25 protein-coding genes and 1 tRNA gene are annotated in these 23,265 nt (G+C 71.3%); 17 read left to right on the top strand and 9 right to left on the bottom strand.

Features of this window, described 5'->3' with window-relative positions:
- Nucleotides 1-46: 46 nt before the first annotated feature.
- Nucleotides 47-1,429, top strand: coding sequence for an MFS transporter (locus DK412_RS02105; protein WP_109970593.1), 1,383 nt, complete (start codon nucleotides 47-49; stop codon nucleotides 1,427-1,429).
- A 99-nt stretch (nucleotides 1,430-1,528) separates the two neighbouring features.
- Here the strand turns inward: DK412_RS02105 and DK412_RS02100 are convergent, their stop codons facing one another.
- Nucleotides 1,529-2,425 (bottom strand): diguanylate cyclase, encoded by an 897-nt coding sequence (locus DK412_RS02100; protein WP_109970592.1) that lies wholly within the window; start codon nucleotides 2,423-2,425, stop codon nucleotides 1,529-1,531.
- A 320-nt stretch (nucleotides 2,426-2,745) separates the two neighbouring features.
- Here DK412_RS02100 and DK412_RS02095 point away from each other — a divergent pair, with 320 nt between their 5' ends.
- The 3 genes from DK412_RS02095 to DK412_RS02085 all read left to right on the top strand — a co-directional run bounded on the left by DK412_RS02095 (nucleotide 2,746) and on the right by DK412_RS02085 (nucleotide 4,575).
- Nucleotides 2,746-3,393 carry a Maf-like protein gene (locus tag DK412_RS02095; protein WP_109970591.1) on the top strand — a complete coding sequence of 216 codons (648 nt, stop codon included), beginning with the start codon at nucleotides 2,746-2,748 and terminating at the stop codon, nucleotides 3,391-3,393.
- An 18-nt stretch (nucleotides 3,394-3,411) separates the two neighbouring features.
- Complete coding sequence (yacG, locus tag DK412_RS02090) at nucleotides 3,412-3,603, top strand: DNA gyrase inhibitor YacG (RefSeq protein ID WP_109970590.1); 192 nt, start codon at nucleotides 3,412-3,414, stop codon at nucleotides 3,601-3,603.
- Nucleotides 3,604-3,690: 87 nt separating this feature from the next.
- On the top strand, nucleotides 3,691-4,575 hold the full coding sequence (locus tag DK412_RS02085; RefSeq protein ID WP_109970589.1) for an SDR family oxidoreductase: 885 nt from the start codon (nucleotides 3,691-3,693) through the stop codon (nucleotides 4,573-4,575).
- Nucleotides 4,576-4,799: 224 nt separating this feature from the next.
- On the opposite strand, the gene DK412_RS02080 is transcribed toward DK412_RS02085, so the two are convergent.
- Nucleotides 4,800-5,015, bottom strand: coding sequence for a hypothetical protein (locus DK412_RS02080; RefSeq protein ID WP_109970588.1), 216 nt, complete (start codon nucleotides 5,013-5,015; stop codon nucleotides 4,800-4,802).
- 190 nt (nucleotides 5,016-5,205) lie between these two features.
- Between DK412_RS02080 and DK412_RS02075 the strand changes: the two genes are divergently transcribed.
- Together DK412_RS02075 and glyS are read left to right on the top strand one after the other, a co-directional pair.
- A complete protein-coding gene (locus DK412_RS02075; protein ID WP_109970587.1) occupies nucleotides 5,206-6,189 on the top strand; it encodes a glycine--tRNA ligase subunit alpha in 984 nt (327 codons plus the stop codon).
- Between the two features lie 84 nt (nucleotides 6,190-6,273).
- Nucleotides 6,274-8,403, top strand: a complete 2,130-nt coding sequence (gene glyS, locus DK412_RS02070; RefSeq protein ID WP_109970586.1) for a glycine--tRNA ligase subunit beta — start codon at nucleotides 6,274-6,276, stop codon at nucleotides 8,401-8,403.
- A gap of 448 nt (nucleotides 8,404-8,851) precedes the next feature.
- Here the strand turns inward: glyS and DK412_RS02065 are convergent, their stop codons facing one another.
- Nucleotides 8,852-9,070 (bottom strand): hypothetical protein, encoded by a 219-nt coding sequence (locus DK412_RS02065; protein ID WP_109970585.1) that lies wholly within the window; start codon nucleotides 9,068-9,070, stop codon nucleotides 8,852-8,854.
- 261 nt (nucleotides 9,071-9,331) lie between these two features.
- Between DK412_RS02065 and DK412_RS02060 the strand changes: the two genes are divergently transcribed.
- On the top strand, nucleotides 9,332-9,559 hold the full coding sequence (locus DK412_RS02060; protein WP_109970584.1) for a hypothetical protein: 228 nt from the start codon (nucleotides 9,332-9,334) through the stop codon (nucleotides 9,557-9,559).
- 113 nt (nucleotides 9,560-9,672) lie between these two features.
- The gene (locus tag DK412_RS31315) at nucleotides 9,673-9,807 is read left to right on the top strand and encodes a hypothetical protein (protein WP_280142275.1); all 135 of its coding nucleotides are present in this window, start codon (nucleotides 9,673-9,675) and stop codon (nucleotides 9,805-9,807) included.
- Nucleotides 9,808-10,084: 277 nt separating this feature from the next.
- Here the strand turns inward: DK412_RS31315 and DK412_RS29920 are convergent, their stop codons facing one another.
- Entirely contained in the window at nucleotides 10,085-10,270 is a 186-nt protein-coding gene (locus DK412_RS29920; RefSeq protein WP_162596072.1) for a hypothetical protein, read from the bottom strand.
- A 169-nt stretch (nucleotides 10,271-10,439) separates the two neighbouring features.
- Here DK412_RS29920 and DK412_RS02055 point away from each other — a divergent pair, with 169 nt between their 5' ends.
- Nucleotides 10,440-10,994: a hypothetical protein gene (locus tag DK412_RS02055; protein WP_109970583.1), complete on the top strand. Its 555-nt coding sequence runs from the start codon at nucleotides 10,440-10,442 to the stop codon at nucleotides 10,992-10,994.
- A 26-nt stretch (nucleotides 10,995-11,020) separates the two neighbouring features.
- Here DK412_RS02055 and DK412_RS02050 read toward each other — a convergent pair whose 3' ends face one another.
- A complete protein-coding gene (locus tag DK412_RS02050; RefSeq protein WP_245447385.1) occupies nucleotides 11,021-13,558 on the bottom strand; it encodes a PBP1A family penicillin-binding protein in 2,538 nt (845 codons plus the stop codon).
- 3 nt (nucleotides 13,559-13,561) lie between these two features.
- The gene (locus tag DK412_RS02045; RefSeq protein ID WP_109970581.1) at nucleotides 13,562-13,921 is read right to left on the bottom strand and encodes a hypothetical protein; all 360 of its coding nucleotides are present in this window, start codon (nucleotides 13,919-13,921) and stop codon (nucleotides 13,562-13,564) included.
- A gap of 242 nt (nucleotides 13,922-14,163) precedes the next feature.
- Between DK412_RS02045 and DK412_RS02040 the strand changes: the two genes are divergently transcribed.
- Together DK412_RS02040 and DK412_RS02035 are read left to right on the top strand one after the other, a co-directional pair.
- A complete protein-coding gene (locus tag DK412_RS02040; RefSeq protein ID WP_109970580.1) occupies nucleotides 14,164-14,598 on the top strand; it encodes a hypothetical protein in 435 nt (144 codons plus the stop codon).
- A 79-nt stretch (nucleotides 14,599-14,677) separates the two neighbouring features.
- A tRNA-Asn gene (locus tag DK412_RS02035) sits at nucleotides 14,678-14,753 on the top strand.
- A gap of 70 nt (nucleotides 14,754-14,823) precedes the next feature.
- Here the strand turns inward: DK412_RS02035 and DK412_RS02030 are convergent.
- A complete protein-coding gene (locus tag DK412_RS02030; RefSeq protein ID WP_109970579.1) occupies nucleotides 14,824-15,729 on the bottom strand; it encodes a helix-turn-helix domain-containing protein in 906 nt (301 codons plus the stop codon).
- 295 nt (nucleotides 15,730-16,024) lie between these two features.
- On the opposite strand from DK412_RS02030, the gene DK412_RS02025 reads away from it, so the two are divergent.
- From DK412_RS02025 to DK412_RS02005, 5 genes are all read left to right on the top strand, one after another.
- Nucleotides 16,025-17,119 carry an aromatic ring-hydroxylating dioxygenase subunit alpha gene (locus DK412_RS02025; protein WP_109970578.1) on the top strand — a complete coding sequence of 365 codons (1,095 nt, stop codon included), beginning with the start codon at nucleotides 16,025-16,027 and terminating at the stop codon, nucleotides 17,117-17,119.
- Nucleotides 17,120-17,125: 6 nt separating this feature from the next.
- Complete coding sequence (locus DK412_RS02020; RefSeq protein WP_109970577.1) at nucleotides 17,126-18,097, top strand: PDR/VanB family oxidoreductase; 972 nt, start codon at nucleotides 17,126-17,128, stop codon at nucleotides 18,095-18,097.
- A 153-nt stretch (nucleotides 18,098-18,250) separates the two neighbouring features.
- Nucleotides 18,251-19,609 (top strand): MFS transporter, encoded by a 1,359-nt coding sequence (locus DK412_RS02015; RefSeq protein ID WP_109970576.1) that lies wholly within the window; start codon nucleotides 18,251-18,253, stop codon nucleotides 19,607-19,609.
- A 92-nt stretch (nucleotides 19,610-19,701) separates the two neighbouring features.
- Complete coding sequence (locus tag DK412_RS02010; RefSeq protein ID WP_109970575.1) at nucleotides 19,702-20,223, top strand: hypothetical protein; 522 nt, start codon at nucleotides 19,702-19,704, stop codon at nucleotides 20,221-20,223.
- Nucleotides 20,224-20,225: 2 nt separating this feature from the next.
- Entirely contained in the window at nucleotides 20,226-20,666 is a 441-nt protein-coding gene (locus DK412_RS02005) for a YetF domain-containing protein (protein WP_109970574.1), read from the top strand.
- A 5-nt stretch (nucleotides 20,667-20,671) separates the two neighbouring features.
- Here DK412_RS02005 and DK412_RS02000 read toward each other — a convergent pair whose 3' ends face one another.
- The gene (locus DK412_RS02000; protein WP_109975006.1) at nucleotides 20,672-21,298 is read right to left on the bottom strand and encodes a 2-hydroxychromene-2-carboxylate isomerase; all 627 of its coding nucleotides are present in this window, start codon (nucleotides 21,296-21,298) and stop codon (nucleotides 20,672-20,674) included.
- A 189-nt stretch (nucleotides 21,299-21,487) separates the two neighbouring features.
- Between DK412_RS02000 and DK412_RS01995 the strand changes: the two genes are divergently transcribed.
- Nucleotides 21,488-22,729, top strand: a complete 1,242-nt coding sequence (locus tag DK412_RS01995) for an argininosuccinate synthase (protein WP_109970573.1) — start codon at nucleotides 21,488-21,490, stop codon at nucleotides 22,727-22,729.
- 88 nt (nucleotides 22,730-22,817) lie between these two features.
- Here DK412_RS01995 and DK412_RS01990 read toward each other — a convergent pair whose 3' ends face one another.
- Entirely contained in the window at nucleotides 22,818-23,159 is a 342-nt protein-coding gene (locus DK412_RS01990; RefSeq protein ID WP_048450482.1) for a hypothetical protein, read from the bottom strand.
- Between the last annotated feature and the right edge of the window lie 106 nt (nucleotides 23,160-23,265).

Here is a 23,265-nt window from a genome sequence, read left to right as displayed (position 1 = left end):
TTTTCGAAGGCGGCGCAGATCCTGTCGAACAGTGGAGGAACACCCGATGAGTGCGATACCAGGCGATCACGTCCACGACCGTCAGCAATCCAAGAAGGCCGCCGCGAGCGCCTGGATCGGCTCGGCGCTGGAGTACTACGACTTCTTCATCTACGCGACGGCGGCCTCGCTGATCTTCCCGCAGCTGTTCTTCCCGTCGAACAACCCGACCGTGGCGATCGTGGCCTCGCTCGCCACCTACGGCGTCGGCTACGTCAGCCGGCCGATCGGCGCCTTCGTGCTCGGCCACTGGGGCGACACCCACGGGCGCAAGCAGGTGCTCGTCCTGTGCATGTTCCTGATGGGCTTCTCGACCATCGCGGTCGGGCTGCTGCCCACCTACAGCCAGGTCGGCATCCTCGCCCCGATCCTGCTCGTCATCCTGCGGCTGATCCAGGGCTTCGCCGTCGCCGGCGAGATCTCGGGCGCGAGCTCGATGACGATGGAGCACGCGCCGTTCGGCCGCCGCGGCTTCTTCGCCAGCTTCACCCTGCAGGGCGTCCAGGCCGGCCAGATCCTGGCCGCCGCGGTCTTCCTGCCGCTCGCCGCCTACATGCCGACCGAGGCGTTCAACACCTGGGGCTGGCGCATCCCGTTCCTGCTCAGCTTCGTCGTCATCATCGTCGGCTACATCATCCGCCGCGAGGTCGACGAGACCCCGGCCTTCGCCGAGGAGGAGAAGCAGGGCGAGGTCGCCCGCGCGCCGATCGTCGAGGCCTTCGCCACCTCATGGCCCGACATGCTGCGGGTGGTGTGCATGGCGCTGATGAACGTGATCCCGGTGGTCACCACCATTTTCGGCGCCGCCTACGCGGTCCAGGCCGCCTACGGCGTCGGCTTCCACAAGGACGTCTATCTCTGGATCCCGGTGCTGGGGAATATCCTGGCGGTGGTGGTGATCCCGATGGTCGGCAACCTGTCCGACAAGATCGGCCGGCGCCCGCCAATCATCGTCGGGGCGCTGGGCTCCGGCCTCCTGTCCTTCGGCTACCTCTACGCGATCAGCATCGCCAACGTGCCGCTGGCGATCGTCATGTCCCTGCTGATGTGGGGCGTGGTCTACCAGGGCTACAACGCGGTCTTCCCGAGCTTCTACCCCGAGCTGTTTCCGACCCGCACCCGCGTCTCCGCGATGGCGATCTCGCAGAACGTCGGCACCGCGATCACCGCGATGCTGCCGGCCCTGTTCGCCACCGTGGCGCCCCCCGGCTCGGCCAACATCCCGCTCACCATCGGCTCCATCGCGCTGGCGATCACCGCGGTGGCGGCGGCCGCGGCCTGGAGCGCCCGGGAGACCTACCGCATCCCGATGAAGGACCTGGGCCAGCCCCGCGCGGTGCCGCTGCCGAAGTCGGATTACGACCGGCTGCGCAACGAGGCGATGGCCTGACGGATGATCTGGCCCGGGGCGCGATCCCGGGCCGACCACGGCCATGGTTGCGGGCCGGGCGCGGATGGCGCCCGGCCCGTTTTCGTTGGAACGGCGAGCTCAGCTCACCCGCTCGACCGGCCCGCCGCTCGCCGACACCACGCGGTCGCGCCCGCCGGCCTTGGCCGCGTAGAGCGCCCCGTCGGCGCGGGCGAGGAGGGTCTCGAGGGTGTCGCCCTCGGCCCAGGCGGCGAGCCCGAGGCTGCAGGTGACCGGGATCGGGCCGTAGGCGCCCGGCACCCGGAGGTGGGCGCAAGCCAGGCGGATCCGCTCCGCCACCTCCCCGGCGCGGCCGGAGCCGTGGCCGGGCATCAGCACGGCGAATTCCTCGCCGCCGATCCGGCCGGAGAGCGTCCCGGTCTCCGTCAGCACGTCGGCGACGGCGCGGATCACCCGGTCGCCGCCGTCATGGCCGTGCCGGTCGTTGATCGCCTTGAAGCGGTCGATGTCGATCATCAGGGCGGTGAGGAGATCGCCCGGCTCGTGCGCCGCGAGGCAGGCCCGGGCCCGGCGCGTGAAGCCGCCGCGGCCGAGGAGCCGGGTCAGCCCGTCGGTGTCGGCCTCGTGGATCAGTCGGCGCTGCACCCCGAGGGCGCGCTCGACCACCCGCAGGCGGGCATGAAGCTCGGTCGCCTCCGGGGGCTTGACGATGAAGTCGTCGGCGCCGCTGTCGAGCACCTCGCCGAGGCGCCGTCCGGACCGGTTCACCGACATCGCGATCACCGCGAGCGGCCGCGCCGTGCCGGCGAGCGTGCGCAGGGACCAGCACAGCTCCAGGCCGCAGATCGGCGCGACCTCGAGGCTGGTGATGACGCAGGCCACGTCCTCGTGCGCCGCCACGTGGTCGAGCACCCGCTGCGAGTCGCCGAACGCATCGACCCGGTGCCCGCCCTCCTCGATGAGGCGGGCGATGGTCTTGCGGAGGATCGAGCCGGGCTCGACGAGAACGACGCGCATCGGGCCTGACCGAACTCCGGCCGTGCTCGCGCCCGGCAACGAGGAAAACTCTTGGCAACGACGTAGGGGGATAAAATATAAAATGTGATGAACAACCGAGGAAAAAGCCGATTTTCCTTTACGTCATTATCGACACATTGACGCATAACATCATGGCTCGTCTCGAAACACGTACGGGGAATACCGGGTTCGGCTCCGTACCGGCTCCGGCTCCGGCTGGGCCAGACGGCGCGGCCGCGCCACCGGCAGACCCGCGATGCTGGATTTCGCCGGCCAGATAGGGCATCGGGCAGTGCATTCCCTTCGAGACACGGGCGCCCATGACCGAGACCTCCCCGATCCCGCAGGCCGCGCGCCCGAAGCTCGTCCTCGCCTCGGCCTCGCCCCGGCGCCTCGCCCTGCTGCAGCAGGCGGGGCTGGAGCCGGACGCCCTGCTGCCGGCCGACCTCGACGAGGCGCCGCTGAAATCCGAGAAGCCGCGCGACCTGGTGCGGCGGCTCGCCCGGGCCAAGCTCGACGTGGCGGTGGCGGCGGCGCGCGGCACCGAGGACCTGCGCGACGGCTACGTGGTGGCGGCCGATACCGTGGTGGCGGTGGGCCGGCGCATCCTGCCGAAGGCCGAGGTGACCGACGAGGCGGCGGCCTGCCTGCGTCTGCTCTCCGGCCGGGCCCACCGGGTCTACACGGCGGTCTGCGTCGTCGGCCCGAAGGAGCGGCCGCGCGAGCGCCTGGTCGAGAGCCGGGTGCGGTTCAAGCGCCTCTCGGCGCGTGAGATCGACAGCTACCTCGCCAGCGGCGAGTGGCGCGGCAAGGCCGGGGGCTACGCGATCCAGGGGCTCGCCGGCTCCTTCGTGGTCAAGCTCGTCGGCTCCTACAGCGCCGTGGTCGGCCTGCCGCTCTACGAGACGGTCGGGCTGCTCGAGGGCGAGGGTTTCCCGGTCCGCAGCGCCTGGCGCGATGCGGCGTGACCAGAACAGGAGGCGCGCATGACGACGCCCGACGACGCGAAGGCGCCGGCCTGCCCGATCTGCGGCAAGCCGGCGGTGCCGGAGTTCAAGCCGTTCTGCTCGAAGCGCTGCGCCGACGTGGACCTGCAGCGCTGGCTCAGCGGGCGCTACGCCATCCCTGGCCGTGAGGACGATGCACTCGGTCAGGACGACGGCTCGCGGGAGGAATGACGGGATACCGAGGGAGAGCAGGGAACGGCCGGGGGCCTCCCCGGTTGACGGCGGCCCGACCTCCCGACCGCCGGAGACCCCTCCCTCATGTCGTCAGACTTCCCCAATCCCCTCACCAAGCATCCCCGTCCGCCCTTCGAGGGCCAGCCGCAGGGTTTTCCCGGCCTCACCGGCCGGATGAAGCCGGAGCCCGACCACGGCGAGGCGAGCTACAAGGGCTCGGGCAAGCTCACCGGCCGGGCGGCGCTGATCACCGGGGGCGATTCCGGCATCGGCCGGGCGGTCGCGATCGCCTATGCCCGCGAGGGCGCCGACGTGGCGATCTCCTACCTGCCCTCCGAGCAGGGCGACGCGGAGGCCGTCGCGCAGTGGGTCGAGAAGGCCGGACGCCGCGTCCTGCTTCTGCCCGGCGACCTCAAGGATCGGGCTTACGGCCGCGAGATCGTCGCCCGCACCGCCGGGACCTTCGGCCGCCTCGACGTGGTGGTGAACAACGGCGCCTTCCAGCAGCCGAACCAGGACCTCGCCTCGCTCGACGAGGACGTCTTCGAGGAGCATTTCCGCACCAACGTGTTCGGGTCGTTCACTGTCACCAAGGCGGCGATGGAGCACCTGAAGCCCGGGGCCTCGGTGATCTTCACCTCGTCGGTGAACTCCAAGCACCCGATGCCGTCGCTCCTGGCCTACAGCGCCACCAAGGGGGCGCTCAGCAACCTGGTGCTGAGCCTGGCGCAGCTGCTGGCCGAGAAGGGCGTGCGGGTGAACGGCGTGCTGCCGGGCCCGATCTGGACCCCGTTCATCCCGTCCGGGATGGAGGAGGACTCCGTAAAATCCTTCGGCAGCCAGGTCCCGTTCGGCCGCCCCGGCCAGCCGGCGGAGCTCGCCTCGGCCTACGTCATGCTGGCCTCGGACGAGAGCAGCTACACGTCGGGGGCGCTGGTGACGGTGGCCGGGGCGATGCCGGTGCTGTGAGCGACACATCCGCTATGGAGTGAGATCAGCGCCCGATCGCCGACACACAGGGTCATTCCGGGGCTCGCCGCAGGCGAGAACCCGGGATCCATAACCGCTGACGCGGGAGAATGAGGCGGATCGCGTTCCGCCTTTCCTGAGACGTCACCGTTTACGGATCCCGGGTTCCGCTGCGCGGCCCCGGGATGACGATGGAGGATTTCATGTCGGACGGGGATCGTCCGTTACCGCCCGCAGGCCGGCGCCGCGTAACCTGCGTAGACCACCCGCACCGACCGGCAGGCGGGGGCCGGCGCCTCGGTGGCGACCGACCGGGCGACCTCGGCGACAGCGGGCGCCGGCTCGGCCTTCGGGGCGTCCGAACCCGCCCGCACCACCAGCGGGGTCGCGACCAGGGACAGGAGCGCGGCGGCGGCAACCAAGGTCAGGCGGTGGGTCACGGACAGTCTCCCTGAAGTCTTGCGCCCCGGCGGGCGCCGCGTGCTCCGATCTGTACTGTCAACGAGCTTGACCGTTTTTCGGTTCCAGCCGAGCTCGGGCGTCGTGCGCGGACGCACCCGCGCTTGACTCGGGCGCCGCCGGTTCCCAAGGGTCGCGGCGAGATCCGCCCGAGCCGCAAGCGTTACGACCATGACCGACGCCGACCTTCAGCCGACCCGCTCGTTCCAGGGGCTGATCCTGACGCTCCAGCGGTTCTGGGCCGCGCAGGGCTGCGTGATCCTGCAGCCCTACGACATGGAGGTGGGCGCGGGCACGTTCCACCCGGCCACCACCCTGCGGGCGCTGGGGCCGAAGCCCTGGAAGGCGGCCTACGTCCAGCCCTCGCGCCGGCCGAAGGACGGGCGCTACGGCGAGAACCCGAACCGGCTCCAGCACTATTACCAGTTCCAGGTCATCCTGAAGCCGAACCCGCCGAACCTCCAGGAGCTGTACCTCGATTCGCTGAAGGCGATCGGGGTCGATCTCGGCCTGCACGACATCCGCTTCGTCGAGGACGACTGGGAGAGCCCGACGCTGGGCGCCTGGGGGCTGGGCTGGGAATGCTGGTGCGACGGGATGGAGGTGAGCCAGTTCACCTACTTCCAGCAGGTCGCCGGCTTCGAATGCGCACCGGTCGCGGGCGAGCTGACCTACGGCCTCGAGCGCCTGGCGATGTACGTCCAGGGCGTCGAGAACGTGTACGACCTCAACTTCAACGGCCGCGAGGGCGACGAGAAGGTCACCTACGGCGACGTGTTCCTGCAGGCCGAGCAGGAATACTCGCGCCACAACTTCGAGGCCACCGACACGGAGATGCTCTTCCGGCAGTTCCGCGACGCCGAGGCCGCCTGCCGCGCCTACCTCAAGGCCGGCGAGCCCGGGCCGGTCGGCGAAGCCGACCGACACGGCAACGATCCCCGTCATCGCATGGCGCAGCCGGCCTACGACCAGTGCATCAAGGCGAGCCACGTCTTCAACCTGCTCGACGCGCGCGGGGTGATCTCGGTGACCGAGCGCCAGAGCTACATCCTGCGGGTGCGCGAGCTGGCGAAAGCCTGCGGCGAGGCCTGGCGGCGCACCGAGGCCGGCGGCCTCGCCGGCGAACCGCTCGCGGGTGACGTGCCTGCCGCCTGACATCCGCCCTGCCCGGCACTACACACCCGCCATCACCTTTCCCCGATTCCGGGCCCTCCCGACGGAGAGCCTTGAGGCCGCCCGATGCCCGACCTGCTGCTCGAACTCTTCTCCGAGGAAATCCCCGCCCGCATGCAGCGGCGCGCGGCCGAGGACCTGCGCAAGCTCGTCACCGACGCGCTGGTCGAGCGCGGCTTCCTGTACGAGGGCGCCAAGGCCTTCGCGACGCCCCGCCGCCTCGCCCTCCACGTCGCCGGCCTGCCGCCCCGCGGCCAGGACGTGCGCGAGGAGCGCAAAGGGCCCCGCGTCGGCGCCCCCGAGGGCGCGGTGCAGGGCTTCCTGAAGAGCGCCGGCCTCACGAGCCTCGACCAAGCCAGGATCGTCTCCGATCCGAAGAAGGGCGAGTTCTACGTCGCGGTGATCGAGCGGCCCGGCCGCGAGACGATCGAGGTCCTGGCCGAGATCCTGCCGGCGGTCGTCAAGACCTTCCCCTGGCCGAAATCGATGCGCTGGGGCGCGGCCTCGCGCGAGCCGGGCTCGTTGCGCTGGGTGCGGCCGCTGCACTCGATCGTGGCGAGCTTCGGCCCCGAGACCGAGACGCCGGAGGTGGTGCCCTTCGCCATCGAGGGGGTCGAGGTGGGCTTCACCACGCGGGGCCACCGCTTCCTGGCGCCGCAAGCCATCGAGGTGCGCCGCTTCGCCGATTACCTGCCGGCCCTGGAGCGGGCCTTCGTGGTGCTCGACGCGGACCGGCGCAAGGACATCATCCTGCACGACGCCCGTGACCTCGCCTTCGCCCGCGGCCTCGACCTCGTCGAGGACGAGGGCCTGCTGGAGGAGGTGGCGGGCCTCGTCGAGTGGCCGGTGACCCTGATGGGCGCCTTCGACGAGCGCTTCCTGAACATTCCCCCGGAGGTGATCCGCGCCACGATCCGGGCGAACCAGAAGTGCTTCGTGCTCCGCGGGGCCCCCGGCCCGGACGGGCGCGAGCGCCTGGCCAACGCCTTCATCCTGGTCTCGAACCTGGTGGCCTCCGACGGCGGCGCGGCGATCGTCGCCGGCAACGAGCGGGTGGTGCGGGCGCGCCTCTCCGACGCGGCGTTCTTCTGGGAGACCGACCGCAAGGTGCGGCTGGAGGACCGGCTGCCGAAGCTCGAGAGCATCGTGTTCCACGAGAAGCTCGGCACCCAGGCCAAGCGGGTGGAGCGCATCGCGGCCCTCGCCCGGGCCTTGGCGCCGGTCGTCGGGGCCGATGCGGCGCTGGCGGAGCGCGCCGCCCGCCTCGCCAAGGCCGACCTCGTCACCGAGATGGTCGGCGAGTTCCCCGAGTTGCAAGGTCTGATGGGCCGCTACTACGCGGCCGAGCAGGGCGAGGACCCGGCGGTCGCCGCGGCGATCGAGGAGCATTACAAGCCGCTCGGCCCCAGCGACCGGGTGCCCACCGAGGCGGTCTCGGTGGCGGTGGCGCTCGCCGACAAGCTCGACACGCTGGTGGGCTTCTGGGCGATCGACGAGAAGCCGACGGGCAGCAAGGACCCCTACGCCCTGCGGCGGGCGGCGCTCGGCGTGATCCGGCTGATCCTCGCCAGCGAGGCGCGGCTGCCCCTGCGGGCTCAGATCGCCGCCGCGGCGGCCGGTCACGGCCGGGATTCGGGCGCCTTCGCGGACGATCTCCTCGCCTTCTTCGCCGACCGGCTGAAGGTCTACCTGCGCGACCAGGGCGCGCGCCACGACCTCATCGACGCCGTCTTCGCGCTTCCCGGCCAAGGTGGTCTCTTGCAGGACGACCTGCTGATGGTGGTGCGCCGGGTCGAGGCGCTGGGCCGCTTCCTCGACACCGAGGACGGCAAGAACCTGCTCGCCGGCTATCGCCGCGCGGCCAACATCCTGCGCATCGAGGAGAAGAAGGACGGCCGCGCCTTCGACGCGGCACCCGACCGGGCCCTCCTGAGGCTGCCCGAGGAAGCGGCCCTCGCCGACGCCCTGCAGGCGGCCGGGGCCGAGGCGGCCCGGGCGGTCGCGGCGGAGGATTTCGAGGGGGCGATGCGGGCGCTCTCGACCCTGCGCGCGCCGGTCGACGCCTTCTTCGACAAGGTGACGGTGAATGCCGAGGACGCGGGTCTGCGCGCCAACCGCCTCGCCCTGCTCAATGCCCTGCGGGCGGCGACCCGGGAGGTGGCGGACTTCTCCCGCATCGGCGGCGAGGGCCGCTGAGGCGCATTAACATAGGATGCGTTGCAGAAGAGCCTCAGCACTTCGCCAGGGAACGGTTTAACGACTTTTTCATTGTTTGTCGGCGCCGAGAACCGGTACAAACTGAGCCGGTTCGATTCTCATCAACAGGAAAGTCCGGCGCACGGCGTCGGCGGGGGAGACCATGTGTGCCGCCACGCACCACGAGGTGCTGCGGACGGTCGCTCACTCCCGCGCGGGCGCCCGGCCGCCGGACCGGGGACCAAGGCAGGAGACAGCCACGATGGCGCTCGGCGGTAAGGCTCGATCCAAGGAGCAGGCGGCTCCCCTGACGCCGGACACATCCGTGCCGCAGGCGGACGCCGGGAACGCGACGCGCGCGCCGGGCGATGCCGGAGACGAGGCCGGGACGGGCGCGGAGGTTCGCGCGCACGTGCGACAGGTCCTGAAGCAGGCGGGATCCGGCGCCTCAAACCAGGGGAATTGAGCGCACCAGCCGGCCGGCGCCGTCGCGGATCTCGAGCTGCCAGCCCTCTCCGAGGAGCGGAAGCTCGCCGCTCGCCCGCATCTCTGCGACGACCGCCCGCGCTTCGGCCTCAGCCTGGTCCGGCGTGGCGGCCTCGACGCCCGTCGGGTCCTCGATCGCACGCGCCGGGCCGACCAGGTTGAAGAAGTAGCGCTGCGTCATGAGGCTGACCACGGTCCGGGGGACGGGTCGGGCGCGGCTCGGCCGTCACCGGTCGGCCCGCACCCGGTCGGTTGCGAGGGCGATTTCTGAACGTTACCAGCCCGGTTCCGGGCTGGCATGTCAGGGAAAAGGCGAGTTGCGCAACCAAGCGTGAGCGATTCCGCGCCTGCCGCGTTCCTCCGAAGGGAGAGGGCGGCCGCCCCCCTGCTCCCGCCGCCCCGGGCGGCCGAGGTCCCACGGCGCGGCGAAGGCAGGCCGACGATGCAGCACGATTTCGCCCGCGCGCACCCCGGGAAGCCGGGCCATCCGGAGAAGCCTGCGGCCTCGGCCCGCAGCATCGGACTGACCCTTCTCGGCATCGTGATCGGTGGTGCCGGCTACTACGCCTCCTGGCGATTCCAGACCCCGCTCGGCACCCTCGGCGGCATCGCCGGCCTGGCGCTCTGCGTGATCGGCACCAGCCACGGGCACGGGAGCCCCGGGCATTAGGCCCGTCGCCCTCGGCTGGAGGCCGCTCCTGCGGCAATACGCGACCCGTCCGCGGTCGATCCCGCGGGGGCAGAGGGGCGTTGGCCCGGGAGACATCAGACGAGGAGACGCCCATGTCCGCCAATGCCCCCGAGCACCGCACCGGCCACGACATCGATTCCGTCGATCAGGTCAGCAGCGTCACGCTGCTCGGCTTCGCCGTCGTCGGCGCCGCCCTGACGGTGGCGCTCAACGCGATGCTGATCTGACGCGGTGAGGGCGGCGGGGTGATCCCGGCGATGCCCCGCTGCCCGTTGCTGTCGGTCAGAAACAGCCAAGGTTCGTCAGTTACGCCGCCTGTTTCCCACCTCTCCTTTTCCCGGACGACTGGAGCGAAGCGGAAGGAGATCCGGGATCCAGCGAAAGAAGTCGCGAAGCGTCCGTCCGTTTGCGACGTTGCAATGTGCAGAGCCGCTTCGCGGCACTTGTCTCCTGGATCCCGGATCTCCTTCCGCTGACGCTTCAGTCGTCCGGGAAAGGGGAGTTCTATGACGAACGCCTGCTGGCGTGAAAGCCGATGATGTCGTTGATCCCGGCGATACGGCCGATGAAAGCACTATCCTCGGTGTTGAACCCGACCCGGGGGACGAAGCCCGTGCAGGTCAGCATAGTGTTCATGACATTGTCCTGATCTTTGATTGCACCGTGACAAACCGGAATCTTCCCACCCATACCCTCATCCTGAGGGCGTGGGTGGGATAGATCCCGCCCCTCCGTCAAAAGGGGCCATCATGGGATCCCAACGTCACGATCCGGACGGGCAAGCCGACGCGATCCCATCTGGCGCGCCCGTCCCGGCGCCCGTAGCTCGGCAGGACCGTCACGCGCGCCGGAGACACCGATGATGACGCCTCGGAGGCCCCTCCTCCTGCTGACCGCCCTGGCCTGGAGCGGCACCGCCCTCGCCGCCGAGGTGACGCTGCCCGGCAAGGCGGTGATCGGCCCCGAGAGCCGGACGGTCGCGATGGCGTTCGGCTGCACCACGACGCGGTCGCGTAACCAGACCGGCGCCCTGTCGATCGGCTTCGACGTCCCCGACTTCGAGTCCCTGGAGAAGCGCTTCGACTTCGGCGCCTTCGAGGGCCCGACGGGCACCCGCAAGCCGCTGACCGAGATCACGGTCGCGCAGGCCGTCCGCCTGCCGGCCAGCGGCGCGGTCGCGGTCGACGGCACGACCTTCTCCCTCGGCGTCGCCGCGCCGCTGCGGGGCGAGGCGACCGGGCTCGGGCCGATCCGGGCGGTCGCGGGAGCCGCCGGCGCCGGGCCGGGAGAGTTGCGCTGGCGCCAGGACAGCCCGCGCCGGGGCGACGCCCCGATCCTCGTGACGGTGCCGATCTCGGCCACCGACGCCGGCCGGCTCAAGGCGGCGCTCGCTCCCTGCCTCGAGCCCAAATAACCCCGGCAAGGAGCCCCGAGCCGGCTTCAGCGCCGCCAGATCCCGATCCGGTTCGAGCGGGCCTGCTCCTCGGCGGCGAGCAGGTCCGGCGTGGCGTCAGCGCTGGCGCGGCCGCCGCCGTTGAACAGGATCAGCTCGGACAGATCCTGCCCGTCGAGGGAGCAGCGATAGACGCCCCCCTCCCCCGCCGGCGCACAGGCGACGTCGCGCCGGCGCAGGTAGCGGCCGAGCTCGCGGGCGTTGCGGCCCGACAATCCGTCGACCCCGGCCAGCCGCACCGTGCGTCCGTCGAAATCGAGGGTGCCGGTATCGACCACCGCCGGGCTGCCGCGCAGCACGGTGCGGCCGGTCAGATCGCGCGTGCGCGGATCGGCCTCCGGTTCGGCGATGCTCGCCGTCTGCGGCAGCGGGGAGGATCCGGGGGCCTGGCGGGCCGCCTCGGGCCTGGCCGCCTCGCCCTTGCCCGGGTCACCTTTGCCCGCCTCGCTTTTGGCGGCCTTGGCTCGCGCCGCCAGCGCCTGGGCGACGAAGTCGTGCCAGATCTGGGCCGGCATGTCGCCGCCGGTGACGCCGGCCATCGGCGTGTTGTCGTCGTTGCCGAGCCAGACCCCGACCACGAGGTCGCCGGCAAAGCCGATGAACCAGGCGTCGCGGCTGTCCTGGGTGGTGCCGGTCTTGCCCCCGGCGGGGACCGAGACCCGGGCGTTCTTGCCGGTGCCCTCCCGCACCACGGCGCCAAGCAGGTCGAGCATCGCGGTGCGCGCCTGCTGGTCGCGGGCGGGAGCCGGCGCGGTCTGCGGCCGGGTGTAGAGCGCCTGCTCGCGGGCGAGGATCTGGCGCACGCTGTAGGGCTCGATGGTCTCGGCGCCCGCCGCCACCGCCGCGTAGGCGCGGGTCATCTCGAGGAGCGTGGTCTCGGCCGAGCCGAGGGCGAGGCTCGGCAGGTTCGGCAGGTCGGAGGTGACGCCGAGGCCGCGGGCGGTCTCGATCACCGCCGGCATCCCCATGTTCTCGGCCAGCTGCACCGCCACGGTGTTGATCGAGTGCGCGAAGGCGGTACGCAGGGTGACCGCGCCGCGGTAGCGCCCGCCATAGTTCTCGGGCTCCCATTCGCCGACCTGGGTCGGGCGGTCCATCATCGGCGAGTCCGGCCGATAGCCCTGGCGCAACGCCGTGAGGTAGACGAACAGCTTGAACAGCGAGCCCGGCTGGCGCTTGGCCTGCGTCACGCGGTTGAACTGGCTGTCGGCGTAGTCGCGCCCGCCGACCATGGCGAGGATCGCCCCGTCCGGCGCCATGGCCACGAGCGCGCCCTGCGAGACCTTGCGCCGCTCGCCGTCCTGGTCGAGGCGGCGGGCGAGCACGCTCTCGGCGATGTTCTGGAGCGTCAGGTCGAGGGTGGTGCGCACGGTGGCGTCCGCCGGCCCGGCGCCGATCAGGGTGCGGACCGAATCGGCGACGTTGTCGACGAAGTAGTTGGTGCCGACCGGCGTCTCCGTCGGCACCCGGACGGTGGCGGGCGCGCGCTTGGCCGCGTCGGCCTCGGCCTTCGTGACCGCGCCGGTCTCCACCATGGCGTCGAGCACCTGGGCGGCGCGGCCCCGCGCGCCGTCGAGGTTGCGGTGGGGGGCGAGCTGCGAGGGCGCGCGGACGAGGCCCGCCAGCATGGCGGCCTCGCTCAAGCTCAGGTCCTTCGCCGGCTTGCCGAAATAGCGCTGCGCGGCCGCGTCGGCACCGTAGACGCCGGCGCCGAAATAGGCCGCGTTGAGGTAGCGGGTGAGGATCTCGTCCTTCGGCAGCTGCGCTTCGAGCCACAGGGAGAGCACCGCCTCCTGCACCTTCCGCTTCAGGGTGCGGTCCTGCGACAGGTAGCTCATCCGCACGAGCTGCTGCGTCAGGGTCGAGCCGCCCTCGCGGGTGCCGCCGGCGGCGGCGTTGCGGAACGCCGCGCGGAGCAGACCGCGCAGGTCGACGCCGTGATGCTCGTAGAAGCGGCGATCCTCGATCGCCACGATCGCCTTGGCGAGGACCGGCGGCACCTCCTTGGGTGCCAGCTTCGCGCCCTTGATGACGCCGCGGGTGGCGAAGGCCTGCCCGTCGGCGGCGCGCACCACCAGGGCGGAGGCGGTGGGCTCGACCGTGAGCCCGCCATTCACCGGCAGGGTCGCGAGCGCATAGACCGTGTAGGCGAGGACGAGGCCGGCCGCGAGGGCGGCGGTCGCCCCCGTCACGCGCAACCACGGCACCCGCCGGGCCCGCGCGGCGACCGGGCGCCAGGCCGCCGCCGTCGCGGTGGCGGCGCGCCGGGTCGCGGGATGGTCGGCGAGGCGGGCGGCGCCCGCCCGCACCCGCGAGACGCCGGAGCGCGCGGCCGGGCCGAGCCGCGCCCCGAACCCGGCGGCGGCACGGGAGAATCCCGCGAACCGGCCCTCCGGCGGCGCTCCCTTCGGCGGCGGTTCCACTGATCTGGGCTCCGCCGGGCCGGCCGGCCGTCCCGCCCCGCCGAGGTCGAGCCAGTCGCGGGGGCGCCCGTCGGGCTTAGGCTCGGTCGGCCGCTCGCTCAAGGCTCAGCGTCCCGCCTGGCGGGGCTCGATCCAGCGCACCGGCCGGGCGGCCGGGCGGCTGAACTGCAGCCGGCGGATGCCGTGGCGGTGCCGGCGATAATGGTGTCGCCCGTAATGGCGGCGATGGTGCCAGTGCCGCCGGTGGTGCCAGTGGCGACGGTAGTGGCGGCGGTGGTGCCAGTGGCGACGATGCCAGTGCCGCCGGTGCCAGTGGCGGTGGCGGCGCCAGCGCACGGTCTCGACCGTGGAGGGCTGGTCGAGGGCGGTGGTGACCGCGGCGCTCGGCATCAGCGGCGAGGCGCCGGCGAGACCGCCGAGGCCGGTGAGCAGGAAGAGGGCCAGCAGCAGGGAACGAATGCGCATCGGGGCTCCGGGCGGGGATGCAGGCGAGGTCGAAAATCTTGCGAGGTCGAAATCGGGTCGGGTTCGGCGCGGCCCGGCACCTGGGTGCCGTCGCCACGCGCGGGAACGGAACTCAACGCCAAGCTCTGCCGTTCCGTTCCCGGTTGGGAAACGCGCGCCCGGCCGAAGCCTGGCCGTTCCGCACCGGTGCGTTAGGTTGTAAGTGTCACAAGGTCCTTCGCGGTGAAGAGAGGCGAACAGCCATGCGGCCGGGCATGAAGCGGCTCTATCGGTGGTCGGCGGCGGCGGCTCTGCTCGCCGGCGGCATCAGCGCGGCGGAGGCCGGCTGCGTCCGGCGCGTCATCAACCGCTCGCCCTACTTCGCGGTGGCGAGCCGCAACGGCGGCCCCAGCGTCGGCATCCCGCCCCATTCGTCGCGCTCGATCCGCATGCTCGCCCCGGGCCGGGTCGACATCGCGGCCCATTGCGCGGCGCGGGGGCCCCGCGGGCGCCTCGTCCCGGCGGGACCGCCGGTGGCGCAGGACAGCTACACGTTCACGGCGGTCCTCGACCGCTGCTACTACGACCTCGGCGTGATGCGCTTCGGCCTCGGCGGCACCGAGCCCTTCGTGCTCAACAACCCCCGCGACGGCGACCTCGTGGTCGGCCCGTTCGGCGCGGCCTGCCCGCCGCGCTGACCCCCGTCACATCGGGGTTGCGCCGATCGAGTGAACTGGCTAATAAGCCCTCGTCGGCGCCGAACAGGGCCGGCAGCGTTCCCCGATAGCTCAGTTGGTAGAGCAGGCGACTGTTAATCGCCTTGTCGTAGGTTCGAGTCCTACTCGGGGAGCCACTTTCCTTCTCCTGACAATCGATCCGGACTCCGCGGGCGCGCACTGATCGCCCGCGATGCTGTCCGCGCGTCAGGCTTCCTCCCCGCGATGCGCACGACGGAACGCCGCCGGACTCAGAGCCGCGCGGGCCGCGAAGAAACGCGAGAAATACGCCGGATCGTTGAAGCCGAGATCGAAGGCGATCTTCGAGACCGGCAGCGTGGTGTAGATCAGGCTGCGCTTGGCCTCCAGCATCAGCCGGTCGTGCAGGATCCCCTGCGGCGAGCGCCGCACCGCCTCGGTGCAGGCGGCGTGCAGCCGGTCCGGGCTGACGCCGAGCGCCGCGGCGAAGCGTGCCACCGTCCAGCCCTCGCGCAAGTGCGCCTCGACCAGGCGGCGGAAGCGGCGGTGCAGGTCGGCCCGGGCGAGCGCCGCCGGCTCGGTGATCGCGCGGGCGGCGCGGGTGCGCAGCAGGCCGACGACCAGGAGCTTCACCAGAGCCGCCACCGCGCTCGCCGCTCCCGGCAGGGCGCCGGCGGCCTCGCGCCCGAGCGTCTCGACGAGGCCCGCGAGGTCGAGGTCGATCTCCTCCGGCGAGCCGGGGCGCCCGCTGAACGCCGCCTCGGCGGTGGCGCGGAGCGGCGCCGCCTCCGGATCGGCATCGAGGATTGCGGCGAGGAAGTCGTCGGCGAGCGACAGGACCACGCCGTCGGTGCCGGGCCGGAACGAGAAGGCGTGCACCACGCCGGACGGCACCCAGATGAGCCAGGGAGCGGAGAACTCCTCGCGCCGCGCATCCAGCGCCAGGGCGCCGTGGCCGCGCGTGACGACGAGCCCCTGCGTCAGCGCGCCGTGGCGGTGGGGCGCGATCTCCCAGTCGTGCAGGGCCGCGCTGGTGCCGATCCGCTCGGCATGGACGAAGCTCGGCACCGTGGTCTCGGCGGTCTCGCCGTAGAGACGAAACACCGGAATCGGCCGCTCCCGCCGCGTCTGCATCGCTAAGCTCCTCCCGATGCGAGGGTAGGGCCCGGCGCCGGATCCGTCCAAGAAATTCCGGGGAGCGTCCATGGTCTGGGCGGGTCGTGGCAGGTAGCGTCGGAGCATCGAACCGGACCAGTTCCAAACTGCTGATCCCGTTGGCGAAACTCTTGTGCGGCGCAACATGCCCGGACGGCGCCCGGATCTTCGGCGACGGCCGAAGCCGGCCACCGGATACGGCCAAGTTTTTCGCACTCACGACGGACCTCCGCGCGGCGACAAGACCCGCGAGGCCCCGACACCGGAGGAAACGATGAGCGACAAGGGCTTTCCCCTGAACGCCTGGTACGCGGCGGCCTGGGACCACGAGATCGGCCGGGCGCTGACGCCGCGGCGGATCTGCGACAAGGACGTGGTGCTCTACCGACGCACTGATGGGGCCGTGGCGGCGCTCGAAGATGCCTGCTGGCACCGGCTGATGCCGCTGTCCCTCGGCCATCTCCGGGGCGACCAGGTGATGTGCGGCTATCACGGCCTCGTCTTCGATGCGACCGGCCGCTGCACCTTCATGCCGGCGCAGGAGACCATCAACCCTTCCGCCTGCGTGCGCGCCTTCCCGGCGGTCGAGCGCTACCGCCTGATCTGGCTCTGGATGGGCGACCCGGCGCTCGCCGATCCCGACTTGGTACCGGATTTCCACTGGAACAGCGATGCGCCGTGGGTCGGCGAGGGCGGAACCTTCTACAGCCTCAAGTGCAATTACCGGCTGGTCATCGACAACCTGATGGACCTGACCCACGAGACCTACGTCCATGCCGGCAGCATCGGCGACGACGCCATCACCCGCAGCCCGTTCGAGGTGACCCATACCGACACGTGCGTGACGGTGGAGCGCTGGATGGAGAACATCGAGCCGCCGCCGTTCTGGGCCCGCAACCTCGGCAAGCCCGGCCACCACGTCGATCGCTGGCAGATCATCCGGTTCGAGGCGCCGACGGTGGTGGCGGGCGATGTCGGCGTGGCGATCACCGGCACCGGCGCGCGCCAGGGCGACCGGAGCCAGGGCGTCAACGGCTTCTTCCTCGCGGCGATCACGCCGGAGACCGCCACGAGCTGCCACTACTTCTGGAACTTCGTGCGCAGCTGGCGCACCGACGACGAGGAACTGACGAAGAGCCTCAATCGCGCCCACGTCAACGACGGCAAGGGCGTCTACGACCAGGACCACGACGTGCTGGAGGCCCAGCAGCGGGCGATCGACCGCCAGCCGCGCCAGCCGTTCTACAACCTCAACATCGATGCCGGCTCCCTGTGGGCCCACCGCCTGATCGACGGGATGATCGCCAGGGAGTCGCCGAGCGAGACCAGGACCTCCGAGACGAAGCCCGTCGGCGTAGCGGCGGAGTAGCGTGCCATGGCCCCGACCGACTGGCTCCCCGCGCGGCTGCGCGCCACCCGGGCGCTGACGCCCGACATCCGCCTCCTGGAGATCGAACCGTCGAGCCGCGCCGCGCCGGCCCCGCCCGGCAGCCATCTCGGGGTGGCGGTGATGATCGGCGAGCGGCCGGATACCCGCTCCTACTCGCTCATCGATTCCGGGGTGGACGGGGTCTACCGCATCGCCGTGAAGCGGCTGCCCGACAGCCGCGGCGGCTCGGCCTACATGCACGGGCTGGAGCCCGGGGCGCGCCTCAGCATCTCGGGTCCCCGCAATCATTTCGGCCTCACCCTGGGCAGGCCCGGCTACCTGCTCGTCGCCGGCGGCATCGGCATCACCCCGCTCCACGCCATGGCGCTGGCGCTCCACCAGGCCGGCGCGCCCTTCCGCCTGCTCTACGCCGCCCGGACCCGGCAGGACCTGGCGCTGGCGGACAGCCTGCAGGCGCGGATCGGCGACCGTCTGGAGGTCTTCCTCGACGAGGAGAAAAGGCGGATCGACCTGGCCGGCGCGATCGCCGATCTGGCACCCGGGGCCGAGGCCTATATCTGCGGGCCGTTCGGCATGATGGAGGCGGCCCGCCGGGCCTGGGCGGAGGCCGGCCGCCCGCCGCAAGGGCTGCGCTTCGAGACCTTCGGCACCGGCGGCCGCCACGCCGCCGAGCCGTTCACGGTCCGCATCCCGCGGCTGTCGAGGGAGATCGAGGTCCCCCGCAACCAGACCATGCTGGAGGCCCTGGAGGCGGCGGGCATCGGCATGATCCACGATTGCCGGCGCGGCGAGTGCGGGTTGTGCACGGTGAAGATCCTGGAGGCCGACGGCACGGTCGATCACCGCGACGTCTTCTTCAGCGAGGCGCAGAAGGCGACGAACGCCCAGCTCTGCACCTGCGTGTCGCGGGTGGTGGGCGGCGGGATCACCATCGATACGGCGGATCGGGCGGGGTGAGGCCCGCCTTTCGGCAAAAGAAGTCTCGCCGACGTTTTCCGCCGTCCTCCATCGTCATTCCGGGGCCGCGCAGCGGAGCCCGGAATGACGCGGTGGGTGTCATGATCTGAGCATCGTCAAAAAACGACAATCAAAACATCTCGGAGGAACGCCATGTCCCTTACCCCCGACCCGACCGACCCCCGCGCCGCGATCCGCCAGGGCGCCATGACCCCGTTCCACGTCGCCGCGGTCGCAGTGTGCGTGCTGATCTGTGCGCTCGACGGGTTCGACGTCCTGGTGGTCGCCTTCACCGCCGCCTCGATCGCCAAGGACTTCGCGCTGAAGCCCACCGATCTCGGCCTCCTGTTCAGCGCCGGCCTCGCCGGGATGGGGCTCGGCGCCCTGCTGATCGCGCCGTTGAGCGACCGGCTCGGCCGGCGCACCACCGTGCTCCTCTGCCTCGCCATCCTGTGTCTGGGGATGCTGGCCGCCGCCGCGACCCGCACCCTGACCGAGCTCGCCCTGGTGCGGCTGTTCACCGGGCTCGGCATCGGCGGGGGGCTCGCCACCGTCAACATCGTGGTGGCCGAATACGCCACCGACCGCTGGCGCAACCTGTCGATCTCGCTGATGTCGCTCGGCTATCCGCTCGGCGCGACGTTGGGCGGGGCGTTCTCGGTCTATCTCATCGCGGCTTACGGCTGGCGCTCGGTCTACGTCTTCGGCGGGATCATCGCGCTGGCACTGGTGCCGGCGGTGCTGGCCTTCCTGCCGGAATCCCTCGATTACCTCATCGCCCGCCGCCCGGCCGGCGCGCTGCCGAAGGTGAATCGGGTGCTGGCGCGCCTCGGGCACCCGGCGCTCGAAGCCCTGCCGGCACCGTCGCGGGCGGAGGCCGAGACCAGCGCCAGCCTCGCGGCCATCACCCGCCCGCCCTATCGCAGCCGGACGCTCGCGGCCTGCGCGGCGTATTTTTGCGTGATGACGACCTGCTACTTCTTCCTGAGCTGGACCCCGAAGGTGCTGACCGAGCTGGGCCTGAGCGTCAGCGGCGGCATCTCGGGGGCGATGCTGATGAATCTCGGCGGCGCCGCCGGCTGCCTGCTGTTCGGGTTCCTCGCCCGCCGCGCCGGGACGCGCAGGCTCGCCGCCGCCTTCATGGCCGGGCTGTTCCTCGCCGCCGCCGCTTTCGGCCACGTGCCGGCGACACCGGCGGCTTTGCTCGCCGCCACCCTCGCCATCGGCTTCTGCCTCTACGGCTCGATCAACGCGATGTACGCGGTGGTGCCGCCGATCTTCCCGGCCCCGGTGCGCACCACCGGCACCGGGCTCGCCATGAGCGTCGGCCGCCTCGGCGCCGTCACCGGGCCGGGCCTCGCCGGAATGCTGATGGCAGCGGGCTGGGAGCGGGCGGAGTACTGCGTGGCGCTCGCCGTACCGATGTTGCTCGCCGCCCTCTGCCTGCGCTGGGTCGCGGCGCGGGAGCCGGCGCCCGCGGCGGTCTCGCCGGGGGTGCCCGCCCGGGCGTGAGGCCCGCCGCACGGTAGCCGGCTGCCGCTGGGGCACTATGTCGTCGCCTGCAACACGGCCAAACCGGGGTTGCCCGCGACGAGGGGAGCCCCGTGAAGGTCATCCATGACGATCCGCCGATGCGCGAGGAGATCGCGGCCGGCTTCTATCCCGCCTTCGAGGATCGCTGGCGCCGGGCCGAGCTGGCCGGGCGCTGGCTGATGCTGGCCTTCGTCCTCGTCTGCGCCCTCGGGCTCCTCGGGCGCGGCCCGTTGAGCGAGCACACCCGTGCCAACGGCGACGGGTCGATCGTGATCCATTACGAGCCGGTGGCCCGCTTCGGCGCGCCGACGATCGTGCGCCTCGACACCCGGGTGCCGCCCGGCGGCGACAAGGTCGCGGTGACGATCGCCAAGGAGCTCGTCGACCTGTTCGGCCTCGAGAGCATCACCCCGCGGCCCGAGACCTGGCAGGTCGCCGGTAGCAACATCCGCCTCGTCTTCCCGGTGATCCCGGGCGAGACCCACGCGGTGATCCGCTTCACCGGCTCGCCGAGCTTCCTCGGCGGCGTGGCCCTCACCGCTCGCCTCGACGAAGGCGAGACCCTGTCCTGGTCGCAATTCGCGGTGCCCTAGAGATGAACACCGTCCTCAAGGCCGCGGCGGCCTACGTCATCGTGCTGTTCGTGATCCGGCTGATCGGGCGCCGCACCGCGAGCCAGCAGGCGCCGATCGACATGGTGGTGCTGTTCCTGTTCGGCGGCCTCTCGGTCAGCGCCGTGCTCGGCGACGACCGCTCCTTCGTCGGCGCGATGAGCGCCCTGTTCACCGTCGGCCTGATGCACGTCGCGGTGTCGTGGCTGAAGCTGCGCTTCGTCTGGTTCGAGCGCATCGTCGACGGCACGCCGATCGTGGTCTTTCGCGATGGCGGCTGGAACGAGACCGCGATGCGCCGCCTGCGCATGCAGCAGGCCGACATCCGCACCGCCGCCCGACAGGAGAAGCTGGACGACCTCGACAAGGTTGCAGTGGCAATTGTCGAGCGCGACGGCACGGTGTCGATCCTGGCGAAGGAGTAGAGGTTTCAGCGCAATCCCGCCGGCCGCTCCCCCACCGCCCAGTCCAAGGCCTGCTCCAGCCGGTCGTTGCCCCAGAACAGCTCGCCGTCCTCGGTGAGGAAGCTCGGGGCGCCGAACAGGCCGCGGGACTTCGCCTCCTCGCCGATCGAGCGCAGGCGGCTCTTCACCGGCTCCTGGGTCGAGGCGCGGATCAGCGCCGGGCCGTCGAGGCCGAGGCCGTTGAGGAGGGCGGAGATCGCCGCGGGCTCGGCGATCGACTGGCCCTGTGCAAATTCCGCCGTGTAGACCGCCCGCACATAGGCGCCGATCCACGGCTCCTCGGCGCCGTGGACCGCGACCCGGGTCGCCGAGAGGCTGTTCTGCGGGAAGCTCTCCGGCCGCACCAGCGGCGGCAGGCCGAGGCGGGCGGCCTCGCGGGCGAGGTCCCGCCACATGTGGCGGCCCTTGGCCGGGTAGAGGTTGAACGGCGAGGAGGTCCACCCCTGCGCGGCGAAGACCGGCCCGAGCAGGAACGGGCGCCAGCGCACGGCAACGCCGGCCGTCTCGGCCAGCGCCTCGATCCGCATCGCGGCGAGGTAGGAATAGGTGGATGCGAACTCGAACCAGAATTCGAGCGTGGGCCGGCGCGGCATCGCACCCCTCTTGGCGTTGGACTGGTCCGGCACCTTCGCGTCCGCGGGCCCGGCCCACAAGCGCCGCCCCGGGCGTCGCATCGCCACGGGCCGGGGACGGAACTTTGGCAGCGCGGTTGCACGGGGCCGGGCCGGGCTGTTAAGCCCGCGCGCATTCGTCAGCTCCCTTATCCTCGAGGCCCGCCCCGCATGTCCGACCAGCCCCAGAAGCGCGTGAAGAAGGTCGTGCTCGCCTACTCGGGCGGCCTCGACACCTCCATCATCCTCAAGTGGCTCCAGACCACCTACGGCTGCGAGGTGGTGACGTTCACCGCCGATCTCGGCCAGGGCGAGGAGCTGGAGCCGGCCCGGCGCAAGGCCGAGCTGCTCGGCATCAAGCCCGAGAACATCTACATCGAGGACCTGCGCGAGGAATTCGTCCGCGATTACGTCTTCCCGATGTTCCGGGCCAACGCCCAGTACGAGGGCGTCTATCTGCTGGGCACCTCGATCGCCCGTCCGCTGATCGCCAAGAAGCAGATCGAGATCGCCGAGAAGGTCGGGGCGGATGCCGTGTCCCACGGCGCCACCGGCAAGGGCAACGACCAGGTCCGGTTCGAGCTCGGCTACTACGCGCTGAAGCCCGACGTGACGGTGATCGCCCCCTGGCGCGAGTGGGACTTCCGCTCCCGCGAGTCGCTGCTGGCCTTCGCCGAGCAGCATCAGATCCCGATCGCCAAGGACAAGCGCGGCGAGGCGCCGTTCTCGGTCGACGCCAACCTCCTGCACGCCTCCTCCGAGGGCAAGGTGCTGGAGGATCCCGCGCAGGACGTGCCGGACTACGTCTATTCGCGCACCCTCTCCCCCGAGGAGGCGCCCGACACCCCGACCGTGATCACCATCGGCTTCGAGCGCGGCGACGCGGTCTCCATCGACGGCGAGGCGATGTCGCCGGCGACGCTGCTGGCCAAGCTCAACGAGCTGGGACGGGCCAACGGCATCGGTCGCCTCGACCTCGTCGAGAACCGCTTCGTCGGCATGAAGAGCCGCGGCATGTACGAGACCCCCGGCGGCACGATCCTGCTGCCGGCCCACCGGGCGATCGAGTCGATCACCCTCGACCGCGGCGCGGCCCACCTCAAGGACGAGCTGATGCCGCGCTACGCCGAGCTGATCTACAACGGCTTCTGGTTCTCGCCCGAGCGCGAGATGCTCCAGGCCCTGATCGACAAGAGCCAGGAAATGGTCACCGGCACGGTGCGGCTGAAGCTCTACAAGGGCGGCGTCCACGTCATCGGTCGCGAGAGCCCGAACTCCCTCTACGACCAGGACCTCGTCACCTTCGAGGAGGGCGCCGTGGCCTACGACCACCGCGACGCGGCGGGCTTCATCAAGCTCAACGCGCTGCGGCTGCGGACCCTGGGGCAGCGCAAGCGCAAGCTCGGCGCCTGACGACAAGAAGGCCCGCTCCGTCGCCGGAGCGGGCTCGCACGCGAGACGGTGCGGCCGGCGCGACGCCGGCCGCGAGGCTTTTTAAGCCTTACTCCTCGTCCTCGTCGTCGATATCGACCAGGAACAGGATGTCGACGTCGTCCTCCTCGTCCTCGTCGTCGGTCTCGCCCTGGCTGTCGTTGGCGGCCTTGGGCTCGTCCTCGTCCTCGAAATCCTCCTCGTCCATCGAGTCTTCGAAGGTCTCGACTTCGTCCTCGGTGGCGGGGCGCAGCTTCAGCGATTCGGCCTTGCCCGACCACAGCGGCCGGCCGTCGCTCTTCATGGTGCGCAGGTCGTCCTGAAAGCCCTCGACCTCGAGAAGCTCCCGGGCCCGTTCCTCGTTCGACCGGATGATGGCGACGGGCGTGCCGTCGATCTCGAGAGTGAACATCGTGCTTCCCTTGTAAGGGCCGCGCCGCAGGGGGCGGGCGGGGCCGGTGTTACGGGGGGAAAGGCCGCCGCGCCAGCCCCGTTCCGGGCGGCCTCGAGGGAAAGTC

The sequence above is a fragment of the Methylobacterium sp. 17Sr1-1 genome, assembly GCF_003173775.1.
Taxonomy (GTDB): Bacteria; Pseudomonadota; Alphaproteobacteria; order Rhizobiales; family Beijerinckiaceae; genus Methylobacterium.
Note: the sequence above shows the minus strand (reverse complement) of the source record. Positions and strands in the feature narration are given on the sequence as shown.

Excerpts from the sequence above, each read along its gene's own strand:
- DK412_RS02105 (WP_109970593.1), top strand. The coding sequence starts at position 47 with ATGAGTGCGATACCAGGCGATCACGTCCACGACCGTCAGCAATCCAAG.
- DK412_RS02085 (WP_109970589.1), top strand. The coding sequence starts at position 3,691 with ATGTCGTCAGACTTCCCCAATCCCCTCACCAAGCATCCCCGTCCGCCC.
- yacG (WP_109970590.1), top strand. The coding sequence starts at position 3,412 with ATGACGACGCCCGACGACGCGAAGGCGCCGGCCTGCCCGATCTGCGGC.
- DK412_RS01995 (WP_109970573.1), top strand. The coding sequence starts at position 21,488 with ATGTCCGACCAGCCCCAGAAGCGCGTGAAGAAGGTCGTGCTCGCCTAC.
- DK412_RS02000 (WP_109975006.1), bottom strand. The coding sequence starts at position 21,298 with ATGCCGCGCCGGCCCACGCTCGAATTCTGGTTCGAGTTCGCATCCACC.
- DK412_RS31315 (WP_280142275.1), top strand. The coding sequence starts at position 9,673 with ATGTCCGCCAATGCCCCCGAGCACCGCACCGGCCACGACATCGATTCC.
- DK412_RS02100 (WP_109970592.1), bottom strand. The coding sequence starts at position 2,425 with ATGCGCGTCGTTCTCGTCGAGCCCGGCTCGATCCTCCGCAAGACCATC.
- DK412_RS02095 (WP_109970591.1), top strand. The coding sequence starts at position 2,746 with ATGACCGAGACCTCCCCGATCCCGCAGGCCGCGCGCCCGAAGCTCGTC.
- DK412_RS02030 (WP_109970579.1), bottom strand. The coding sequence starts at position 15,729 with ATGCAGACGCGGCGGGAGCGGCCGATTCCGGTGTTTCGTCTCTACGGC.
- DK412_RS02065 (WP_109970585.1), bottom strand. The coding sequence starts at position 9,070 with ATGACGCAGCGCTACTTCTTCAACCTGGTCGGCCCGGCGCGTGCGATC.
- DK412_RS02075 (WP_109970587.1), top strand. The coding sequence starts at position 5,206 with ATGACCGACGCCGACCTTCAGCCGACCCGCTCGTTCCAGGGGCTGATC.
- DK412_RS29920 (WP_162596072.1), bottom strand. The coding sequence starts at position 10,270 with ATGGGTGGGAAGATTCCGGTTTGTCACGGTGCAATCAAAGATCAGGAC.
- DK412_RS02025 (WP_109970578.1), top strand. The coding sequence starts at position 16,025 with ATGAGCGACAAGGGCTTTCCCCTGAACGCCTGGTACGCGGCGGCCTGG.
- DK412_RS02015 (WP_109970576.1), top strand. The coding sequence starts at position 18,251 with ATGTCCCTTACCCCCGACCCGACCGACCCCCGCGCCGCGATCCGCCAG.
- DK412_RS02055 (WP_109970583.1), top strand. The coding sequence starts at position 10,440 with ATGATGACGCCTCGGAGGCCCCTCCTCCTGCTGACCGCCCTGGCCTGG.
- DK412_RS02040 (WP_109970580.1), top strand. The coding sequence starts at position 14,164 with ATGCGGCCGGGCATGAAGCGGCTCTATCGGTGGTCGGCGGCGGCGGCT.
- glyS (WP_109970586.1), top strand. The coding sequence starts at position 6,274 with ATGCCCGACCTGCTGCTCGAACTCTTCTCCGAGGAAATCCCCGCCCGC.
- DK412_RS02060 (WP_109970584.1), top strand. The coding sequence starts at position 9,332 with ATGCAGCACGATTTCGCCCGCGCGCACCCCGGGAAGCCGGGCCATCCG.
- DK412_RS02020 (WP_109970577.1), top strand. The coding sequence starts at position 17,126 with ATGGCCCCGACCGACTGGCTCCCCGCGCGGCTGCGCGCCACCCGGGCG.
- DK412_RS01990 (WP_048450482.1), bottom strand. The coding sequence starts at position 23,159 with ATGTTCACTCTCGAGATCGACGGCACGCCCGTCGCCATCATCCGGTCG.
- DK412_RS02045 (WP_109970581.1), bottom strand. The coding sequence starts at position 13,921 with ATGCGCATTCGTTCCCTGCTGCTGGCCCTCTTCCTGCTCACCGGCCTC.
- DK412_RS02005 (WP_109970574.1), top strand. The coding sequence starts at position 20,226 with ATGAACACCGTCCTCAAGGCCGCGGCGGCCTACGTCATCGTGCTGTTC.